This is a genomic window from Gulosibacter molinativorax (assembly GCF_003010915.2).
Lineage (GTDB): Bacteria > Actinomycetota > Actinomycetes > Actinomycetales > Microbacteriaceae > Gulosibacter > Gulosibacter molinativorax.
Genome location: NZ_CP028426.1, coordinates 3,138,703 through 3,156,576, shown reverse-complemented (window position 1 = coordinate 3,156,576; position 17,874 = coordinate 3,138,703). Strand labels below are relative to the sequence as shown.

Here is a 17,874-nt window from a genome sequence, read left to right as displayed (position 1 = left end):
GTTTGTGTATGGGACTTTCAGAAGTTTCGGTTGATTCGGTCGGGGTAGGCCACTGCTAGCTGGGCAAGGGCTTGTTTCCAGTTCGTCGTGATCTGTCCCTCGACGAGCCGCCCGGAGGCCTTCCTGGGGCCGGGTTTGCCGCGTTCCTTTTCGCGTTCCCGGGCGCGTTTGTCCTCGATGTTGCAGATCGCCAGCCAGAGCAACTTCACGACGGAGTCATCGGTGGGGAACTGGGAGCGGTTCTTCGTGACCTTGCGCAGCTGGTAGTTCAGCGACTCGATGCTGTTCGTCGTATAGATCACCCGCCGCACTTCGGGCGGGAACTGCAGGAACGGTGTGAACCGGTCCCACGCGTTCTCCCATACCGCGACCGCTGACGGGTACTTCTGCCCCAGCGGGGATTCGGCGAACTCCGTGAGCGCCTGCAAGGCGGTGTCCTCGTTCGCCGCGGCGTAGATCGCTTTGAGCCCCTTGGACACGGCCTTCCGATCCCCGTAGGCCACGAACCGGTTCGCGGCCCGGATGAGGTGCACGACGCACGTCTGGACCAACGAGTCCGGCCAAGTCGCCTCAATCGCCTCAGGCAGACCGGTGAGCCCGTCGCAGCACACGATGAGCACGTCCCGGACTCCCCGGTTGGCCAGCTCGGCGCAGACGTGGGCCCAGAACGACGCGCCTTCGGTGTTCTGCACCCAGATGCCGAGCACGTGCTTGATCCCGTCCATGTCCACGCCGACGGCGATATGCGCGGCCTTGGATCGAACGTGGCCGTTGTCGCGGACCTTCACCCGGATCGCGTCGAGGTAGATCACGGGGTAGAACTCCTCGAGCGGCCGGTTCTGCCAGTCCATCACCGCCTCCAACACCGCGTCAGTGATTGTGGAGATCGTCTCGTGCGAGAGCTCGGTGCCGATCGTCGATACGAGGTGATGCTGGATATCCCGGATCGTCATCCCACCGGCGTAGAGGCTGATGATCATGTCATCAAGCCCACCGAGCCGCCTGGAGCCCTTCGGCACCAAGCGCGGGGTGAACGACCCGTCACGGTCCCGGGGCACGGCGATCTCGATATCGCCCACCTCGGACGCCACAGTCTTGGCTGACGAGCCGTTCCTCGAGTTCGCCGTCGCCTTCGCTTCGCGATCGTCCTTCGCATACCCCAAGTGCGAAGTCATCTCCGCCTGCAGGCCGCGCTCGAGGGTCTCTTTGATCAGCGCCGGCACGAGCCCGCCATCACCGGTCAGCTCGACCTCGCCGGAATCGATCCGGGAGAACAGCTCGTCAAGAGCACCAGACGCCTTGAGCTCAGCGACGAGCTCAGCAGCTTGTTTCGGGTTCGAATGTGCATCGGTCACAGTCACCATCATGTCCTTTCACGAGTGACCCCGTACACAAACCATCTGACACCCCCGCGCCCGCGCGATCGTCGCGTCCACGGACACGTCCCAATCGATCAGGCCTGCAGCGTCAGCCTGCGCGAGGAGGGCTTGCAGCACGCGATCCCAGGTGCCGTCGCTGGCATAGCGGCGGTGTCGCTTCCAGATCGTCTGCCACGGGCCGAACTCCTCCCGAGGGATATCTCGCCACGGAGTCGAGGTTCGGAACCGGTAAATCATTCCGTCCACGACACGACGATCATCACCAAACGGATGACCACGCCGTCCCTCATTCGATGGGAGTAACGGCGCGATCAGCGCCCATTGCCTATCAGTTAGTCGACGAGAACGAGAACCCACAACAGATGCCACGAGTCCACAATTGCGGATCAATCACGAACCATATGGGAGACACGCCCTAGTCAATGGCTGCGCGGGCGTGGTCCCGGGCACGTCGCCGCAGGCTGCGAAAAGGTGCTTTCCAACGGGGAACCCGGCGCTCCCGGATGCACAGGTCGCTTCCCTCAAAATTGCCTACGCCTCTGAGGACAACTGCACCCCGAGATTGTCGAGCAAGCGGTGCCGCAGTTCGGCAAACTCGCGGGATGTTGTGCTTCTGGGTCGCAGTTCGCGCGGCTGCACCACGTCGATGACGGTGGCGCCGGGAACACGTTCCGCGTCGCGGGTCGCGGTGGCCGGTCGCTTCTGCGTGCCGAGCACGAGTACGGTGTCGGCGAGCTTCAACGCCTCGTCGACGTCGTGAGTCACGAACAGCACCGTCGTCGGGGACGCGGCGTGGACTTCGAGCAGCAGGTCGTGCATCCTCAAACGTGTCAGCGCATCGAGCGCGCCAAACGGCTCGTCGAGCAGCAGAACTTCGGGGTTGCGTGCGAGTGCTCGAGCGAGGGATGCGCGCTGCGCCATTCCGCCTGAAATCTCGCGCGGTCGGTGGTCGGCGAAGCCGTCGAGGCCAACCAGCTCAAGCAAGTGGCGCACCCGGGCCTCCCCCGCATCCTTCGCCGTGCCTTTCGGCAGACCGAGCGAGACATTCTCGAAGACCGAGCGCCACGGCAGCAGCCGTGCTTCCTGGAACGCGACCCCGCAGCGGCTGTCGTATTCCGCAATCGTCGTGCCATCGATGGTGGCCTCGCCCGTGGTCGGCCCATCGCCGAGGCCCGCAACGAGGCGCAGCAGCGTCGATTTGCCGGAGCCGCTCGCTCCGATTATCGCGACGATGTGCCGCGGCGGGATGGACAGGGTTATGTCCCGCAGGACGAGGTGGTTGCCGTCGTTGGTCGCGAACGACTTCGTCACGTCGCGGAGTTCGACGGTGCCCGCGGTCGTGCTGGATGCGGTGGGATCAAGCACAGTTTTCATCGACATGGCAGCTCACAATCTCTTCGCGGTGGAACCGCTCCACCCTAAGGGCCCCGGGTTAAGAGACGAATGTCGCCCCGTAATATTGCGGAATTTTCCCGGTTGCACTCGCCCTTTGCCGCAAGCCCGTCACTCGATGTACATCCAGCCGCGGAAACGAAATCGGGCCCCGCGGCAATCCGCGAGGCCCAATTTCTAGTGTGCTCTAGGAGCGGGACTAGTTGTCCTTGTCCTGGCCCATGCCGACAACCGACACCGCACCGGCGTTCTCGTGCCAGCGCTTCTCGATGCGCTCGCCGATGGTCTGGTCGACGTTCTTCCAGTACTGGAACGCGTTCGACAGAACCGGCTCGATGACGCCGTCAAGCGCACCGGCGACGGTCTCGACGAACTGGTCGCGCTGCGCGTCGTTGAAGACCTCGCGCACGAGGGTGCCGGGCTGGCCGAAGTCGTCGTCCTCGGGGAAGAGCGCCGAAGCGATGCGCACGAGCTCGCCATCGGAAGTCCAGTTGTTCTCGACCGGACCGGTCTCGTCAGCGTGCGGGCGACCGAACGAGTTCGGGGCGTAGACCGGGGCGTTGCCCGAGTGGTCGAAGCGCATGTTGCCGTCGAAGGTGTAGCTGTTCGTCTTGACGATCGGACGGTTCACCGGCAGCTGCGCGAAGTTGGTGCCGATGCGGGCGCGCTGTGCGTCTGCGTAGCCGTACATGCGGCCCATGAGCATCTTGTCCGGCGAGATGCCGGTGCCGGGGACGTAGTTCGACGGAGCGAACGCCGCCTGCTCGATCTCGGCGAAGAAGTTCGCCGGGTTCTCGTTGAGCGTGAGCTTGCCAACCTCGTGCAGCGGGTAGTCCTTGTGCGACCAGATCTTGGTGAGGTCGAACGGGTTGAAGCGGTACTTCTTCGCGTCCTCGTACGGCATGATCTGCACCTTGAGGGTCCACGACGGGAAGTTGCCCGCGGCGATCGAGTCGAACAGGTCGCGGCGGTGGTACTCGGCGTCCTTACCGGCGAGCTCCTCGGCCTCCTGGTTGCTGAGGGTGTGCACGCCCTGGTCCGAGATCCAGTGGTACTTCACCCACGAAATCTCGCCGTCCTTGTTGATCCACGAGTAGGTGTGCGACGAGTAGCCGTTCATCTCGCGCCAGCTTCGGGGCAGGCCACGCTCACCCATGAGGTAGGTCACTTGGTGCGCCGACTCGGGGTTCTGGGTCCAGAAGTCCCACTGCATCGTCGCACTGCGCAGGCCCGAGTCGGGCAGGCGCTTCTGCGAGCGGATGAAGTGCGGGAACTTCATCGGGTCACGGAGGAAGAACACCGGGGTGTTGTTGCCCACGATGTCGAGGTTGCCCTCCTGCGTGTAGAACTTCAGCGAGAAGCCGCGAACGTCACGCCACGTGTCGGGCGAGCCCTGCTCACCGGCAACCGTCGAAAAGCGCGCAAGCGAACGGGTCTTGTTGCCCTTCTGGAAGATGTGCGCGTGGGTCCACTGCGACACGTCCTCGGTCGCCTCGAACTCACCGAATGCACCGGCGCCCTTGGCGTGCGGGTTACGCTCGGGCACACGCTCGCGGTTGAATGCCGAAAGGGTCTCGACGAGCTGCACGTCGTGCAGAACGATCGGGCCGTTCGAGCCAACCGTGAGTGAGTTGCGGTCGCTTTCTGCGGGGGCGCCGTTCTGGCGCGTTGACGGCAGTGTCGGGTCGATGTTGGATTCGAACTGAGTCACATTCACTCCTAGTGATTCGTGGGACTGTCGGGGGGTTTCTCTGCGCAATCGAAAACTCAGGATGCGATGGCTAGCGCGGCGCATTCGGGGCACTGGCCCCGATAGACCACTTCAGCGACGCGAATGTTGAAGCCCTCTGCGTGCCCCGGAATGAGACACGGTGCCTCGCCAACCGCGCAGTCGACGTCGATGATCTTGCCGCAGTCATCGCAGATGAGGTGGTGATGGTTGTCTGCGGTGCGCGTTTCGTAGCGCGCCGGCGAGCCATCGAGCCTCCGGATGAGTCCACTCGCGACGAAGTCATCGAGGCTCACGTACACGGCCTGCTTGGTGAGGCTAGGCACCAGGGCCGCGGTGTGCTGGAAGACTTCGTCGACCGAAGCATGCGGATGCGCGTCAAGCGCCTCCAGCAGTGCGAGTCGGCGCGAGGTCACTCGCAAACCGGCCGCACGGAGGCGGTCGGTCCAAGAGATCATATCGCGTTCGGTCACGCTCGCCATCGTATCGCTTTCTTGACTCAATCAAAAGATTGTTTTGAATTAATCAAAAATTGACAGGTTCCGTTAAGGCAGCGCTGAGGCAACGCCCGGTATCCCGAACCCGGCTGCCGGATCCGGTACCCGGTACCCCCGAAAATACAACGGACCACGTCCAGGGGCACAGTAAATTGCATTCTCGGGAGTACGCGGCGAGGTGCGGGAGTACGCGGCGAGGTGCGGGGGTACGCAGCGAGGTGCGGGCGTACGCGGCGCGGAGGTGCGCGTTCAGGGGACCATGAAGGCGCCGTTGAGGCGGCCACCGGCGTCCCCAAGCGGCGCATCCGTGCGAGGATTGCCGCATGGCACGGAAGCGACAGGACACCGATTTCACCGCGACACTCGCCTCCGGCCGACAGGCAATGGCAAAGAAAGACGGACCACGAATCACCCTGTTCGTCGACGGCACCCCGCAGTCCGAAATCAACATCGAGGACCCGGGCGACCTCAGCTTCGGGTATATCCGCCACATGAGCCACGTGCTCGATCTCGCGTTCCCACTCGGTGGGCCCATCACCGCGGTGCACCTCGGCGCAGGCGCCCTCACCATCCCCCGCTATCTCGAGCACAGCCGTCCCGGCTCGCGCCAGCAAGTGATCGAGCTCGAGCGCGACCTGGTCGAGTTCGTGCGCGAGGTCGCGCCGTTGCCCGCTCACGCATCCATTCGCATCCGATATGGCGACGCACGTGAGCAGCTCGCGAAGCTACCTCGCGGGCTCGCAGGCAAGGTGGATGCGCTGATTGTGGATGTGTTCGCCGGCTCTCAGACTCCGGCACACGTCACCTCGCTCGAGTTCTTTCAGGAACTCGGGGCCTTCCTCGCGCCAGATGGCGTTGTACTCGTGAATATCTCTGACGGCCACGATCTGACGTTCGCTCGCGGCGAGGTGGCCACGATCCGGGAGGCGATTGGGCCTACGCAGCTCATCTCGGATCCGGCGGTATTTAAGGGACGCCGCTTCGGCAACATCGTCGCCGCAGCAAGCCGCGACAGACGCGAGTATCCGGGCCTTGCGCGACTCGCCGCATCCGGCTTCCCGCCAGCGACCGTGCACAGCGACGCGCAGACCTTCCAGTGGCTGCGGGGCGCGACACCCGTACGCGACGCTCAAGCCAAGCCCTCTCCCGCCCCTGCCAGCAATATTTTTCGAGATCGTTCGTGAGCGCCTCCCGGCACCGCTCGCGCTATGAGGTTTCTTTATGACGTCTCGTTAGGGTGAAGCTACGGCCAGCGCTCGACCGGAGCCAGCGCCGTAGACGAGGTGAACTTGTCCAGCGCTTGGGCAGGCACCCAAGGAAGTGAGGTATCGACGATGACCGAACTACACGATGGGATCAACCGAGAACGACACGCGGGTCCGACGCGGTCGCCGCACCAGGATCCGCCGCACTACGGCGAGGGCCAGACCACCCACAGCACCTACGGTGCCGGCGACCCCAGGATCGTCATGACCGGGATTGAAGACCCGCTAGGGTCACCGGAGTTTCATCTCACCCACGAGGTGACCACGATCGGTTCTGATCCGGACAACGACATCGTGCTCGAAGGCATCCTCCCGCATCACGCGACCATCAGCCACACCGAGATGGACGACTACGTGCTCGACACGCTTGGCGACACTGAGACGTCTACCGCGGGCGAAGAGTCCCCAACCGACGACGCACCGACCGGTGTGTTGCTTCGGCACGGCGCGGAGTTCCGCATCCACGGCTATGGCTTCTCGTTCCAGCGCAGCGAGTATGCGGACCACGGTCGCCCGTACGGCGGCCGTGAGGGCGGTGAGCTTTCTCGCCAGCCCCAACAGGATGCCCCGCCCGACTATCGCGAGCGGCACGAGTTGGCGGTGAACGATGGGCTTCACGCGAAGCTCGACGAGACGCTGGAGGCACAGGCGCAGCGGCGCCGGAACGAGCAACCGGGCCCGGCCGCACCGTAGTCTCGCGGCAAGCGGTCAATGGTTCCGCAGGAGGTCGATCAGGTCCTGCTTGCGCAACTTGGAATACCCGCTTAGCCCAAGCTCGCGCGCGCGGTCGCGGAGTTCTTCGACGGTTCGGTCCTCGTAGTCCTCCGCGGAACCGCCGCGCGAGCCCACCTTGTCACGCCCTTCCTTCGCCGCCGCATTCGCGATGCGTGCTGCCTTCTCTTCCGAGTTCCCTTCCTCGCGAAGGCGCTTGTAGAGTTCTTCGTCTTTGATGCTCGATCGTGGCATTGCCGCCTCCTCCGGTTCGTGCAGTTCGTCTCTGCAGTCTGTGCCCCGGGAGTCAGAGCCGCCTGAGTATTCCGCCGCTCTTTCCGCGTATTGCCATGCGACTCGCACCTCGCGGCCAGTTCGCGTTACGGTGACCGCCCTAGCGTCCAGAGTGTGCGTCAACAGAACGCGCCCAACTTCAACCGAACGAGACAAGACTCCGACCAGCTGGACCGATCGCCGAGGAGGCACCATCGTGAGCGAAACGACCACCGATCAGCTGACCTTCCAGAATCCCGTCACCCGATACCCCGAAATCACCCCACCCATCCAGGACCAGCCCGAGCCCGGCATCGACCAGTACCTCATCCCCCACACCGACCGAGGACAGGATTCCTACCGCGGAACCGGCAGGCTCGAAGGCCGCAAGGCCCTCATCACGGGTGCTGATTCGGGCATCGGTGCGGCCGTAGCAATCGCGTTCGCCAGGGAAGGTGCCGACGTCGCGCTCTCGTATTTGCCGGTCGAGGAGCCGGATGCACAAGAAATCAAGCGGGTGATCGAGGCTTCCGGGAGGCGCGCGTTCCTCATCCCCGGCGATCTTGCCGATCGCGATTTTTGCGAGGCGCTCGTCACGCAGGCGGTGGATGCACTCGGCGGGCTTGACGCGCTCGTGAACAACGCCGGTCGCCAGATCGCCGTTGAGGACATCGCTGACCTCAGCGATGCGCAGTGGACGAACACGTTCGAAACGAACATCCACGCGATTTATCGAATCAGCAGGGCCGCCATCCCCCACATGCCACCGGGCTCGACGATCGTGAATACGACATCGATTCAGGCCTACAAACCGTCTACACCGCTGCTCGACTATGCGTCAACGAAGGCAGCAATTAACAACTTTTCGAAGGGGCTCGCGCAGCAGCTGGCGCCCAAGGGCATCCGCGTGAATGCGGTTGCACCCGGGCCGATCTGGACGCCGCTGCAGGTGTCGGATGGACAGCCGAAGGAGAAGCTGCCGGACTTCGGCAAGAACACTCCGCTGGGTCGAGCCGGTCAGCCGACTGAGGTCGCGCCAGCGTTTGTGTTCCTCACGTCGCCCGAGTCGAGCTATGTGCTCGGCGAAACGCTCAACGTGAATGGCGGGACCCCGTCTCCCTAACCGTGCAGGTTCGAGTCTCCCGCAGTCGCGGTGCGCTTGGTGTCGCTGGTGATTTCGTACAGCCGTTGCAGCGCCACCGAGACCGTCTGATCGAGCACCCGTTCGGGATCACCCGCGAACAGATACTCCGTGCTACCGACCTGACCGTCGCGATACCAGCCGACAAATACCGTGCCAGCGGGGCGGCCCTCTTGCGAGCCCGGCCCGCCGACTCCGGTAGTCGAGACGGTGATTTCGGCGTCAAAGAGCTTGGCCGCACCAGCCGCCATCTCCTCCGCGCATCGGGCGGTCACCACGGGCCCCGGGCTGACCCCGAGTACTCGCTGTTTTATTTCCGTGGAGTAGGCAACGATACCCCCGCGCAGCCACGCCGAAGTGCCGTGTCCCCGCCCGAGCATCCCCGCGACGGTGCCGCACGTCAGCGATTCCGCGAGCGCCACTCGCGTCCCGCTTCCTTCGACTTGGTCTGCGATCAAATCGGGCAGATCGTGGGCGCTGTAGCTCATGGGGTCACTCTAGTCATCTCGAGTACGCGGCACGTCAGTCTTGCCGGGAGTAGACCCATTCCGGAAGCTCCCGCACCGGCACGATCACGACATCCCGGAGTTTCCAATCGAGCACCTGGCACGCCTCGCGAGCCTCCTCGAGCCGTTCGATCGAGACTCGTTTTGGATGCTTCGGCACGACGAATGCCTCGAGGTGCAGCTCGTGGCCCTCATCCCGGACTCGGGAACCGACCGCTTTTACCCACGGCAGGTCGGCAATCGCGCGATTCGAATCACCAACGAGTGGATGCGTCTTGGCATCGTCGTGCGTTCTTGCCTGCTTGTCCATGAGGTCGAGTAGCGATGCCCGCAAATTGCTCACGCCATCCTTGAGGATGCTGCCCGCGATCAGCAGTGCGACCGTCGCGTCAAGCCACCACAGGCCAAGGCCGATCCCGAGAATGCCGAATATCGACCCCGTTGCGGTCTGCCAATCGGCTTTATTCATCTCCGCATCCGCGTACAAAATCTTGTCGTGGAGTTTTCGCGCGTATTTCAGTTTGATATGGCCGAGCACCACCGGCGGCCATCCGGTGAGGATCATCGCGCCGATCATGAGCCAGCCTTGCCACAGCGTCACTCCGAATAATTCGACCGAACCGATAGTCGGGTGCTCCGCCGCGAGCAATGCGCTCGCCGACTCGTAGATGAGGATCAGCGCCATTGCCGTCAGCGCCACGCTCGCGATGAGGTGCCCCACGCCGACCGAACGGTGAAAGCCATACGGATGTCGTTGCGTCGGCGCCTGCGTACTCACGCGGCTTGAAATGAGGAACGCGATCGGTGGGATGAGCGACAGGGCGTCCTCAACCCACGCCGCTTTCATCGCCTGCGAGTTGCCGGCCACGCTAAACACGAGCGCCGCGCTCAATGCCGTGATGGTCAACGAGATCCACTGCAGCCGAATTGCCCGCGCACGTTCGCGCAGGAGGCCGTCGGGGAGCGGAAGTCGTTTCATCGCTTCGGCTCCTCGTCACACAGGGACGCCTCGAGGCTCGTGAGAAAGTCGTTTTCTCCCGCCGGTACGAACATCACGAAATTCGTCGGCTTCCCCGCAGCATCGGTTCCCCGTATGCACGATCTCGTTACCGCCACCTCCGGCGCCCAGGGTGAATCGTCGTGAAACCCGGCGATCGCAAGGTCGAGGCTGCCATTTTTGAGCCCCTCGACAAGTTCCGCCTCGGAACCCTCGATCCACTCGATATCAGCATCCAGTGTGCTCGCGAACTCTTCGACGGCGTCGACCTCGATACCGGAGGGTTGGTCCGCCACGTCGGTACGCGGCGGATTACTCGAGACGCCGACCCGCAGCTCCCCTCCCGTAACGCGATCGAGCGTGCCGTTTGGGTCCGTCGGGATGCTCATTCCGCATCCGGCGAGGAGCGTGCCGATCGAGAGCGACACGAGGCCGAGGGTGAGCCTCCGCGATGCCCGCCTCCAGCCGCCGCTGGGTCGGCCTAATTGAGCGCGCATCGCCTGCCTCGTTCGTTCGTGGTTCTCGCTTCGGTGATGCAGGCAAGAATAGAACTCGTACCAGGTATTTCGCTCAGCAACGTTTCGTACGGTGGCCCCGTGAATGCGACTGAACCCAAGCCCCTCGACCGACGCCTCAATCTGAAGGCGGATGCGACACTCGCGTTTTGGCCACGGCAGGATGCGCTCCCGACAGAAATTCAGGCCTTCGCCGAGGACCACGAGGTCGCTGAATCGCTCGTAGCTGCGGGCTTCGTGGCCGCGCACGTGGCCGACCGCGACGCCGCAGCCGAGTTACTCGACAATCACCTGGAAGAACTCGCCGACGTGCAGGCGGTGTGGCTCATCTACGCGAAAGGGAATCGCGCCGACATCAACCGCGACTCGTTGTGGACCATGTTGGTCGAGCGCGGCTGGCGCCCTGTGTCGAACATTTCGGTCAACGACGTCTACTCGTCGATCCGCATCCGCCCGCTGAAGCCCGGCGAGACTGGCCTCCATAAATAGGCCGAGCGCGGCGCCGAATGGCAACATCCCGGCGGTGTTGTTTCACTTCCCAAGTTCATCCCGATAACCTCGAGGGCGTGTCTGACTCCCCGATTATCCTTGGCTATGACCCCGAGACCCTGCGCGAACGCATCGACCCGGATGCCGCCGCCACGCGTCTCGAGGAGATCGAACGATTCCGCTCGCTGTCGGCGCTGAACGAGCAGGTCGCGCTGCTGCGCATGCTCGGCCGACTCGACGAAGCGTTCGACAAGGCACAAACCGCGCTGCGGCAGTCGCGCTTCACGGGTTCGCGTGAGGACTCGCTCGCGGCGCGCGTTCGCCGCGCGCAGGTCGAGCAATATCAGGGCAAGCTCGACACCGCGCTTAACGAGCTGACGGGATGCGTCGACGAAGCGGTTGCCCACGAGTGGGATGAGCTGGCCGGCTTCTCGCTGCAGCACCGCGGCAAGGTCCTGTTCGACCTCGGTCGGCTCGAGGAGGCCCTCGCCGATTTCGAACGCGCGCTGAAGTACCGCGAGAACGAGGGCATCCCCGCGGACCAGACGAACTCGACCAAGTTCGCGATTCGCGCCGTGCGCGCGAAGCTCGAGGGCACCTCGACGGAAGAGTTCGACGAGCCGATCACCTCGATCGACAACTAGCGTGGCCGACCTTACTGACGTGCGCGGCTGGGCCGCGGAGCTCATCGCCACGCATCTCGACGACTCCTGGTCGTTCGCGTTCGACAACGCCAAGACTCGCGCCGGTAAATGCAATTTCGAGCGTCGCGAGATCTCGGTCTCACGCTATCTCGCGCAGAAGCACTCGGATGAGCAGGTCAAGCAGACGCTCCTGCACGAGATCGCGCACGGGATGGTTGGCGCGCGGGCCGGGCACGGCCCGGTGTGGCAGGCGTGCGCGGCGCAGATCGGGTACGTGGGCGGGCGCACGCACACGGCCGAGGTGGCAGATGAGTTCGCGAAATGGGTTGGGACGTGTCCGAACGGGCACGAGATCTACCGTTTCCGTCGCCCCGGCAACCGTGCGGTGTCGTGCGCGAAGTGCTCGAAGCGCTTCGATCGGCGCTTCCTCGTGACCTGGCGCGAGCGCCAGACGGTGTAGTGCGCGGACGGACTATTGAGTAGCGGCGAAGCCGCGTATCAATGGCCGCCACGCTTCGATACGACGCTTCGCGTCTACTCACCGGGCTTCAGCGGCGACTACTCACCGGGCTTCAGCGGATAATGGGCCGGTGATCTCTTCGCTCCACGACCAAGATTCGTACCATTTCGGCTCCGACAACTACGCGGGCGCACATCCGCTCGTGCTCGAGGCAATCGCGACGGCCAACGGCGGCCACGTCCAAGGCTACGGCGACGACCCATACACCGAGCTCCTGCGCGACTCGATGCGCGAGCTCTTCGGCGAGCGCGCCGAGGTCTACCCGGTGTTCAACGGCACGGGTGCGAACGTCGTCGCCCTGCAGGCCCTCACCCCGCGCTGGGGCGGCGTGTTCACCGCCGCGAGCGCCCACATCAACACCGACGAGCAGGCAGCCCCAGAGCGCCTCGCCGGGCTCAAGGTGCTCTCGACCGCAACTCAGGATGGACGGCTCACCCCCGAGGACGTCTCCCGCGCCGCCACCGCCACCTCCCCCGACGACCCGCACCGCGCGTACCCGCACGTCCTTTCGTTCTCGAACTCGACCGAGTTCGGCACGGTGTATTCCGTCGACCAGACACGCGCCCTTGTCGCTGCCGCCCGCGAACACGGGATGCGCATCCACCTCGACGGCTCCCGACTCGCGAACGCGGCCGCCGCCACCAACGCATCCCTCGCAGAACTGAGCGACGGGGTCGACGTCATCTCGCTCGGCGGCACGAAGATCGGCGCGATGGTCGCCGAGGCGATCGTGGTCCGCGAGCCGGATGCGGTGTCCGGCATCGAGATCATCCGCAAGTTTTCGATGCAGCTGGCCTCGAAGCAGCGCTTCATTTCGGCGCAGCTGCTCGCCCTGTACGACGGGAACCTCTGGCTCGAGAACGCCCGCCACGCGAATGCACAGGCTCAAAAGCTCGCGGAACGGCTCCGCGCGACGCTGGGGTGCGAGGTGCCGCTTGAGGTCGAGGCGAACGCGGTCTTCGCGCGGCTCGCACCGGGTGTCGCTGACGCTGTCCGCGCGACCGGCATCAAGTTCTACGACTGGCCCGCGCTCCCTGGCGTAGTGCGCCTCATGACCGCGTGGGACACGCCGGACCACGCGCTCGACCGGCTCATTTCCGAGATCGAACGTGCCAGCGCATCCTGACGTCATCGCGAGTCGAGTAAACCCGATACGATTTGCGCAATGCGCGCATTTTCCTGCGTGACGTCGCCAGCACTGCTGCTTTGGTGGCGTCGCGCAAAGTACGAGCACGGTTCGAGTACTCCGCACTGAAGGGCCCCCAGTGACCATTCCTCACATCACCAGCCAGCACATCCGCAAGCACGTCACGTATCGCCACGCGACTGAGTCGCTCAAGCAAGCGCTGCTGACCGACGTCGATCCCGCCACGGATTTCGAGCGCGAGATCCTGCCGCTCCACGACGGCAAGCAGCTGCTGTTCATGCCGTCGCAGTCTTCGCGCTGGGTGGGTTCGAAGCTGATCTCGGTGAACCCGAACAACACGGCGCGCAATAAGTCGCGTGTGCAGGGTCTGTACCTGCTGATGGATGCGGACACGACGACTCCGCAGGTGATCGTGGATGGGAACGAGCTCACCAGCGTGCGCGCGGCGGCCGTATCGATGCTCGTCGCCGACCTGGTGCTCGCCCGCGACCCGAAGCGACTGCTGATGTTCGGTTACGGCGCGCAGGCCCGTTCGCACACGCTCGCGCTCAAGGAGCTGCGCCCCACGATGGAGCGCCTGGTTGTGCACGGCCGCCGCCCCGAGCGCGCCGAGATGTTCGCCGCGAACGCCTCCGAGCACGGCTGGTTCGCCCGCACCGGAACCGCGATTGACCCGCACGACGCGACCTGCGAATCCGATGTGATCGTGACCGCGACCGGTGCCGCCGAGCCGCTCTTTGATTCGGAAGGCATCCGCCCCGGCACGCTCGTGATCGCGGTCGGCTCCCACAACCACGACCACCGCGAGCTCGACTCGAAACTCATCGCGCGCTCGAACGTGGTCGTCGAAGACGTCGCGACCGCGATGCGCGAGGCTGGCGACATCGTCCTCGCCGCCGAAGAGGGCGCGATCACGGCCGAGCAGCTCATCCCCCTGCGCGACCTCGTGCGTGGCGAGCGCAAGCTTGACCCGTCGAAGCCGACGGTGCTGAAGACCGTGGGCATGTCGTGGCAGGACCTCGTAGTCGCTGGCGAGATCTACGAGCGCGTGCCCGCAACGGCACTGCGCTAAGCGCTGCGTTTCGAGGGATCGCGGGTGGGAATCCGGTACTGGCTGATTGTGCAGCCGCTTGATCGTGCCCGCGATCTCATCGACGGTGGCTTCGCGCAGGTGTCGTGGGGCTCGCTCGAGCCGCTCGACCGCATGGGTGTGGCCGACGGCGTCGTGCTCTACAGCCCCCGCTACCAGAACCCGGACGGGGAGCCGCTGCGCGCGGCGGTGCAGGCCGGTCGCGTCGTCTCGGAGCAGCCGTATCAGCCGGGCACCGCTGGCCGGTCGCCCTGGCGCGTCGACGTCGAGTGGCTACCGGATGCGCGGTTCGCGTACATCCGTCCGCTGCGGGACATGCTCGAGCTCACCCGCGATTCCAAGTTTTGGGGCGAGCAGTTACGGCCCGGCTGGGTCGAGATTTCCCGTCGGGATTTCGAGATTTTTGAGGATGCGGTGCGCCGCCCCGCGCCCGAGCCGAGCGGCTACATGTTGCGTGCGTTGCAAGAGGGTCGCGACCCCGGCCCGGACGGCTTCGACGGCGACCGCCCGCGGCTTATTCGGTAGGGTGCCGCTGGTTGAGTAGGGCGCAGCCCGTATTGAAACCCGCCGACTGCGACATTGATACGCCGCTACTCGGCTACTCAATGACCGCGGGACCTACCAGGCGCCGAGGAAGCCGAGCGCCGTGCGGAGGATCTTGCCGCGGCCGCCCTCGAGTTCCTCGAGGAGGTCTGGGTCCTTCGCTTCGTCGGGCGTGACCCAGGTGACCTCCAGCGCATCGTGCCGCGGCGCGCACTCGCCCGACACCGGCACGATGTACTCGAGCGCGACGGCGTGCTGCCGCGCGTCGTAGAGCTCAGTCATCGGCAGCGGCGAGAACTCGGCCACCGTGAACGGCGAGAGGTTGAGTGGCACCTGCGGGAACGCCATCGCGCCGAGGTCTTTCTCGAGGTGGCGCATGAGCGCTCCACGCACCGTCTCGCCGTAGTGCACGCGACCCGACACGAAGGTACGGGTGATCATGCCGTCGCTATTGGCTCGCAGCAGCATGCCGATGTGCTCGACGATACCCGCGTCATCCACTCGAACGGGGATGGCCTCGACGTAGAGAATCGGCATGCGGCGGCGGATGAGTTCGAGGTCGCTCTCGCTCATCCAGCCGGATGATTCGGGGTCCGGTGTGCGCAGGTCCATACGGCCTATTGTGCCCCATGAAGGCTGCGCGTTCGCGCCCGGCGCAGCACGGGATTGTACAACGCACTCACCCTTGCCGTTAGCGCATCCCGCCATTGCAGGTAACGCCAGGCCCGCCCCGTACACAGGCAAGGGCAAGCCCTACTGGCAATGCCGGCAACCCCGCCTGGCGCCCTACGCGCGAATGAGCTCCAGCGCGCGATCGCGCACCCTCACCATGAGCTCCTCGCTCACGGCCTCGACGTTCAGGCGCAGGAGTGGCTCGGTGTTCGAGGGGCGGATGTTCGCCCACCACCAGTCGCGACCACCGGAAGAAAACGTGATGCCGTCGAGCTCGTCCATGTCCGCGCCCACGCCGCCCGGGCCCAGCGCGGTGACCAGCCGCTCGTACGCGGCCGGCACATCCTCGACCGTCGAGTTGATCTCGCCCGAGGAAAAATACGGGGTGTTGCGCGCGGCAATGGCCGAGACCGGCTCGCCGTTGGAGCCCACCGTCGCGAGCACGTGCATCGCCGCGAGCATCCCGTTGTCAGCACCCCAGAAGTCGCGGAAGTAATAGTGCGCCGAGTGTTCGCCACCGAACACCGCACCGGTGCGGGCCATCTCGGCCTTGATGAGTGAGTGGCCGACGCGTGTGCGTACCGGGGTCGCCCCGGCCGCCTCGATCGTCTCCTCGACGTAACGACTCGTCAGCAGGTTGTGGATGACGTGGATGTCGTCCTCGCCTTCGGCCGAAGCCCGCGCAATCTCACGCGTCGCGACAATCGCCGAGACCGCCGAGGGCGAGACGGGCTCGCCCTGCTCATCCACGACAAAGCAGCGATCCGCATCCCCATCGAACGCAAGCCCGAGGTCCGCACCTTCCTCAACCACGCGGCGCTGCAGGTCGACGAGGTTCTTCGGGTCGAGCGGGTTCGCCTCGTGGTTCGGGAACGTTCCGTCGAGCTCAAAGTACATCGGCACGATCTCGAGCGGCAGCTTCGGTAGGTCGGATGCGTCGCCCAGCACAGCGGGTACGGTCAGTCCGCCCATGCCGTTCCCCGCATCCACCACGATCTTGAGTGGGCGGATAGCCGAAAGATCAACAAGCTCGCGCAGGTATGCCGCATAGGCGGCCAGGACGTCGATCTCCGTCTCGGTGCCCGCGGTAGTGGCGGCGGGGATGCCGCCGTCCAGGTACTCGGCGGCCCGATCGCGGATCGCGGCCAACCCGGTGTCGAACGAGATCCCGCGTGCCCCGGCGCGCGAGATCTTGATGCCGTTGTACGTCGACGGGTTGTGGGATGCGGTGAACATCGCGGCTGCGGCCCCGCGCGCCCCGGAGGCGTAATAGTTCATGTCGGTTGAGCACAGGCCGATGTGGACGATGTTTGCGGCGCGCGCGCGAGCCCCGGCGGCGAATGCGCGAGCGTAGGTCGGGCTAGAGTCGCGCATGTCGTGGCCGATCACGAGCTCTTCCCCCGCGAGCTTCAGCTCATCCGCGGTGGCCGCACCGAGCGCGGTAATCAGCGGTTCGGTGAGCGTGTCGCCGACCAGTCCGCGGACGTCATAGTTCTTGACCACCTGCTGGAGGTCGCCGCGATCGGCGCCCGCAACCGGTTCAAACGCAATCTGCATAGTCGCCAACTTACCTCGAGAGGGCGCCCGAGACCGCATCCGACACCGACTAACGGAAGTCCTGGCCGATCGGAGTCGGTTTGATGAGCGTCCATCCCTCCGGCACGCTCGTGCGCGCGGCGTGCAACGCGCACAGGTCATAGCTGTGCGGTTCAGCCTGGTAGGCAAGGGGGCCGATCGCGGCCATTTTGTCATCGTAGTCAAAGGTGAGCGTGTATTCCGCACGACGCGAACACGCCACCCGACAGCAGGTGCGGGAACGCATATCGCAACGATAGCGGATGCGCTTCGCCCCCGTGCGTGCACGCGGCGGCACGGCTAAGCTGGTGGGTATGGCAAGTCGCAGGCGCAGCACCGGGACGCGCCGTTCGCGCGGGTCTCGTTCCCGGCACGGACGCGCGCTCCGCTCGAGCGTCGCCGGTCCCCATCTGCCACAGCTGACCGGGCGCATTCCCCGCTTCCACCAGGTCGTTGGCGAGACGCTGGGGTTCCTGCGAACCGTCGCGCCCGAGCAGATGAAGGATGTCCGGGTCGGCATCGCGCCGATGCCAGCTGCCGAGCAGGGCGTGGACAATTCCAGCCGATGGCATGTGCAGGATGAGCACAGCGTCGTCATCTTCCGCGTCCCGATCGAGCGCCTCGTGGGCATCTCGCTGTCCGAGCCTCGCGATCAGATTCGGTATCGCGAGTACGTCGAGCACACGGTCATGCTGGCCGTCAACGATCTCCTCGACGGCGGCCTCGAGGACATCCTGCACAACGGCCACTAGGCCTCCCTGACGGCCGGCCGCCAGGGATGCGCGAGGT

At 65.0% G+C, this 17,874-nt stretch carries 21 protein-coding genes and 1 pseudogene; 10 read left to right on the top strand and 12 right to left on the bottom strand.

The window, feature by feature from the left end; translation table 11 throughout:
- Positions 1-17: 17 nt before the first annotated feature.
- From GMOLON4_RS14695 to GMOLON4_RS14675, 5 genes and pseudogenes are all read right to left on the bottom strand, one after another.
- Complete coding sequence (locus GMOLON4_RS14695; protein WP_407648499.1) at positions 18-1,364, bottom strand: IS256 family transposase; 1,347 nt, start codon at positions 1,362-1,364, stop codon at positions 18-20.
- 48 nt (positions 1,365-1,412) lie between these two features.
- Positions 1,413-1,748, bottom strand: a pseudogene (locus GMOLON4_RS14690) (transposase); the annotation flags it as partial.
- A gap of 162 nt (positions 1,749-1,910) precedes the next feature.
- On the bottom strand, positions 1,911-2,753 hold the full coding sequence (locus tag GMOLON4_RS14685) for an ABC transporter ATP-binding protein (protein WP_084147599.1): 843 nt from the start codon (positions 2,751-2,753) through the stop codon (positions 1,911-1,913).
- 217 nt (positions 2,754-2,970) lie between these two features.
- On the bottom strand, positions 2,971-4,482 hold the full coding sequence (locus GMOLON4_RS14680; RefSeq protein ID WP_051267127.1) for a catalase: 1,512 nt from the start codon (positions 4,480-4,482) through the stop codon (positions 2,971-2,973).
- A gap of 56 nt (positions 4,483-4,538) precedes the next feature.
- A complete protein-coding gene (locus GMOLON4_RS14675; RefSeq protein WP_281170823.1) occupies positions 4,539-4,973 on the bottom strand; it encodes a Fur family transcriptional regulator in 435 nt (144 codons plus the stop codon).
- A gap of 347 nt (positions 4,974-5,320) precedes the next feature.
- Here GMOLON4_RS14675 and GMOLON4_RS14670 point away from each other — a divergent pair, with 347 nt between their 5' ends.
- Positions 5,321-6,181 (top strand): spermidine synthase, encoded by an 861-nt coding sequence (locus GMOLON4_RS14670; protein ID WP_026937427.1) that lies wholly within the window; start codon positions 5,321-5,323, stop codon positions 6,179-6,181.
- Positions 6,182-6,331: 150 nt separating this feature from the next.
- Entirely contained in the window at positions 6,332-6,955 is a 624-nt protein-coding gene (locus GMOLON4_RS14665; RefSeq protein ID WP_051267093.1) for an FHA domain-containing protein, read from the top strand.
- Positions 6,956-6,970: 15 nt separating this feature from the next.
- On the opposite strand, the gene GMOLON4_RS14660 is transcribed toward GMOLON4_RS14665, so the two are convergent.
- Entirely contained in the window at positions 6,971-7,228 is a 258-nt protein-coding gene (locus GMOLON4_RS14660) for a DUF7218 family protein (protein WP_026937428.1), read from the bottom strand.
- 235 nt (positions 7,229-7,463) lie between these two features.
- Between GMOLON4_RS14660 and GMOLON4_RS14655 the strand changes: the two genes are divergently transcribed.
- Positions 7,464-8,369, top strand: a complete 906-nt coding sequence (locus tag GMOLON4_RS14655; RefSeq protein ID WP_106486623.1) for an SDR family oxidoreductase — start codon at positions 7,464-7,466, stop codon at positions 8,367-8,369.
- On the opposite strand, the gene GMOLON4_RS14650 is transcribed toward GMOLON4_RS14655, so the two are convergent.
- From GMOLON4_RS14650 to GMOLON4_RS14640, 3 genes are read right to left on the bottom strand one after another with little or no spacing between them, the layout of a single operon-like run.
- The gene (locus GMOLON4_RS14650; RefSeq protein WP_051267095.1) at positions 8,366-8,875 is read right to left on the bottom strand and encodes a CinA family protein; all 510 of its coding nucleotides are present in this window, start codon (positions 8,873-8,875) and stop codon (positions 8,366-8,368) included. The two genes, GMOLON4_RS14655 and GMOLON4_RS14650, sit on opposite strands and share 4 nt — an antisense overlap.
- 34 nt (positions 8,876-8,909) lie before the next feature.
- Complete coding sequence (locus GMOLON4_RS14645; RefSeq protein ID WP_035733281.1) at positions 8,910-9,872, bottom strand: cation diffusion facilitator family transporter; 963 nt, start codon at positions 9,870-9,872, stop codon at positions 8,910-8,912.
- Positions 9,869-10,387 carry a transporter substrate-binding domain-containing protein gene (locus GMOLON4_RS14640; protein WP_084147586.1) on the bottom strand — a complete coding sequence of 173 codons (519 nt, stop codon included), beginning with the start codon at positions 10,385-10,387 and terminating at the stop codon, positions 9,869-9,871. Before GMOLON4_RS14640 ends, GMOLON4_RS14645 begins: the two co-directional genes overlap by 4 nt.
- Before the next feature lie 99 nt (positions 10,388-10,486).
- Between GMOLON4_RS14640 and GMOLON4_RS14635 the strand changes: the two genes are divergently transcribed.
- The 6 genes from GMOLON4_RS14635 (at position 10,487) to GMOLON4_RS14610 (ending at position 14,820) form a co-directional block, all read left to right on the top strand.
- Complete coding sequence (locus GMOLON4_RS14635; protein ID WP_146137478.1) at positions 10,487-10,894, top strand: hypothetical protein; 408 nt, start codon at positions 10,487-10,489, stop codon at positions 10,892-10,894.
- Between the two features lie 77 nt (positions 10,895-10,971).
- Positions 10,972-11,538 carry a tetratricopeptide repeat protein gene (locus GMOLON4_RS14630; protein ID WP_035733288.1) on the top strand — a complete coding sequence of 189 codons (567 nt, stop codon included), beginning with the start codon at positions 10,972-10,974 and terminating at the stop codon, positions 11,536-11,538.
- Between the two features lies 1 nt (position 11,539).
- Positions 11,540-11,998, top strand: coding sequence for a SprT-like domain-containing protein (locus GMOLON4_RS14625; protein WP_026937430.1), 459 nt, complete (start codon positions 11,540-11,542; stop codon positions 11,996-11,998).
- 130 nt (positions 11,999-12,128) lie between these two features.
- Complete coding sequence (locus GMOLON4_RS14620; RefSeq protein ID WP_051267098.1) at positions 12,129-13,184, top strand: threonine aldolase family protein; 1,056 nt, start codon at positions 12,129-12,131, stop codon at positions 13,182-13,184.
- Positions 13,185-13,323: 139 nt separating this feature from the next.
- Positions 13,324-14,277, top strand: a complete 954-nt coding sequence (locus GMOLON4_RS14615; protein WP_035733290.1) for an ornithine cyclodeaminase family protein — start codon at positions 13,324-13,326, stop codon at positions 14,275-14,277.
- 24 nt (positions 14,278-14,301) lie between these two features.
- A complete protein-coding gene (locus GMOLON4_RS14610; protein ID WP_051267100.1) occupies positions 14,302-14,820 on the top strand; it encodes an EVE domain-containing protein in 519 nt (172 codons plus the stop codon).
- A gap of 93 nt (positions 14,821-14,913) precedes the next feature.
- On the opposite strand, the gene GMOLON4_RS14605 is transcribed toward GMOLON4_RS14610, so the two are convergent.
- From GMOLON4_RS14605 to GMOLON4_RS14595, 3 genes are all read right to left on the bottom strand, one after another.
- Positions 14,914-15,450: a DUF4916 domain-containing protein gene (locus tag GMOLON4_RS14605; RefSeq protein ID WP_026937432.1), complete on the bottom strand. Its 537-nt coding sequence runs from the start codon at positions 15,448-15,450 to the stop codon at positions 14,914-14,916.
- A 174-nt stretch (positions 15,451-15,624) separates the two neighbouring features.
- Complete coding sequence (locus GMOLON4_RS14600) at positions 15,625-17,067, bottom strand: phosphomannomutase/phosphoglucomutase (RefSeq protein WP_035733292.1); 1,443 nt, start codon at positions 17,065-17,067, stop codon at positions 15,625-15,627.
- Between the two features lie 49 nt (positions 17,068-17,116).
- Positions 17,117-17,332: a DUF3499 family protein gene (locus GMOLON4_RS14595; protein WP_026937434.1), complete on the bottom strand. Its 216-nt coding sequence runs from the start codon at positions 17,330-17,332 to the stop codon at positions 17,117-17,119.
- Positions 17,333-17,399: 67 nt separating this feature from the next.
- Here GMOLON4_RS14595 and GMOLON4_RS14590 point away from each other — a divergent pair, with 67 nt between their 5' ends.
- Positions 17,400-17,837 carry a hypothetical protein gene (locus GMOLON4_RS14590; protein ID WP_146137480.1) on the top strand — a complete coding sequence of 146 codons (438 nt, stop codon included), beginning with the start codon at positions 17,400-17,402 and terminating at the stop codon, positions 17,835-17,837.
- Positions 17,838-17,874 lie beyond the last annotated feature (37 nt).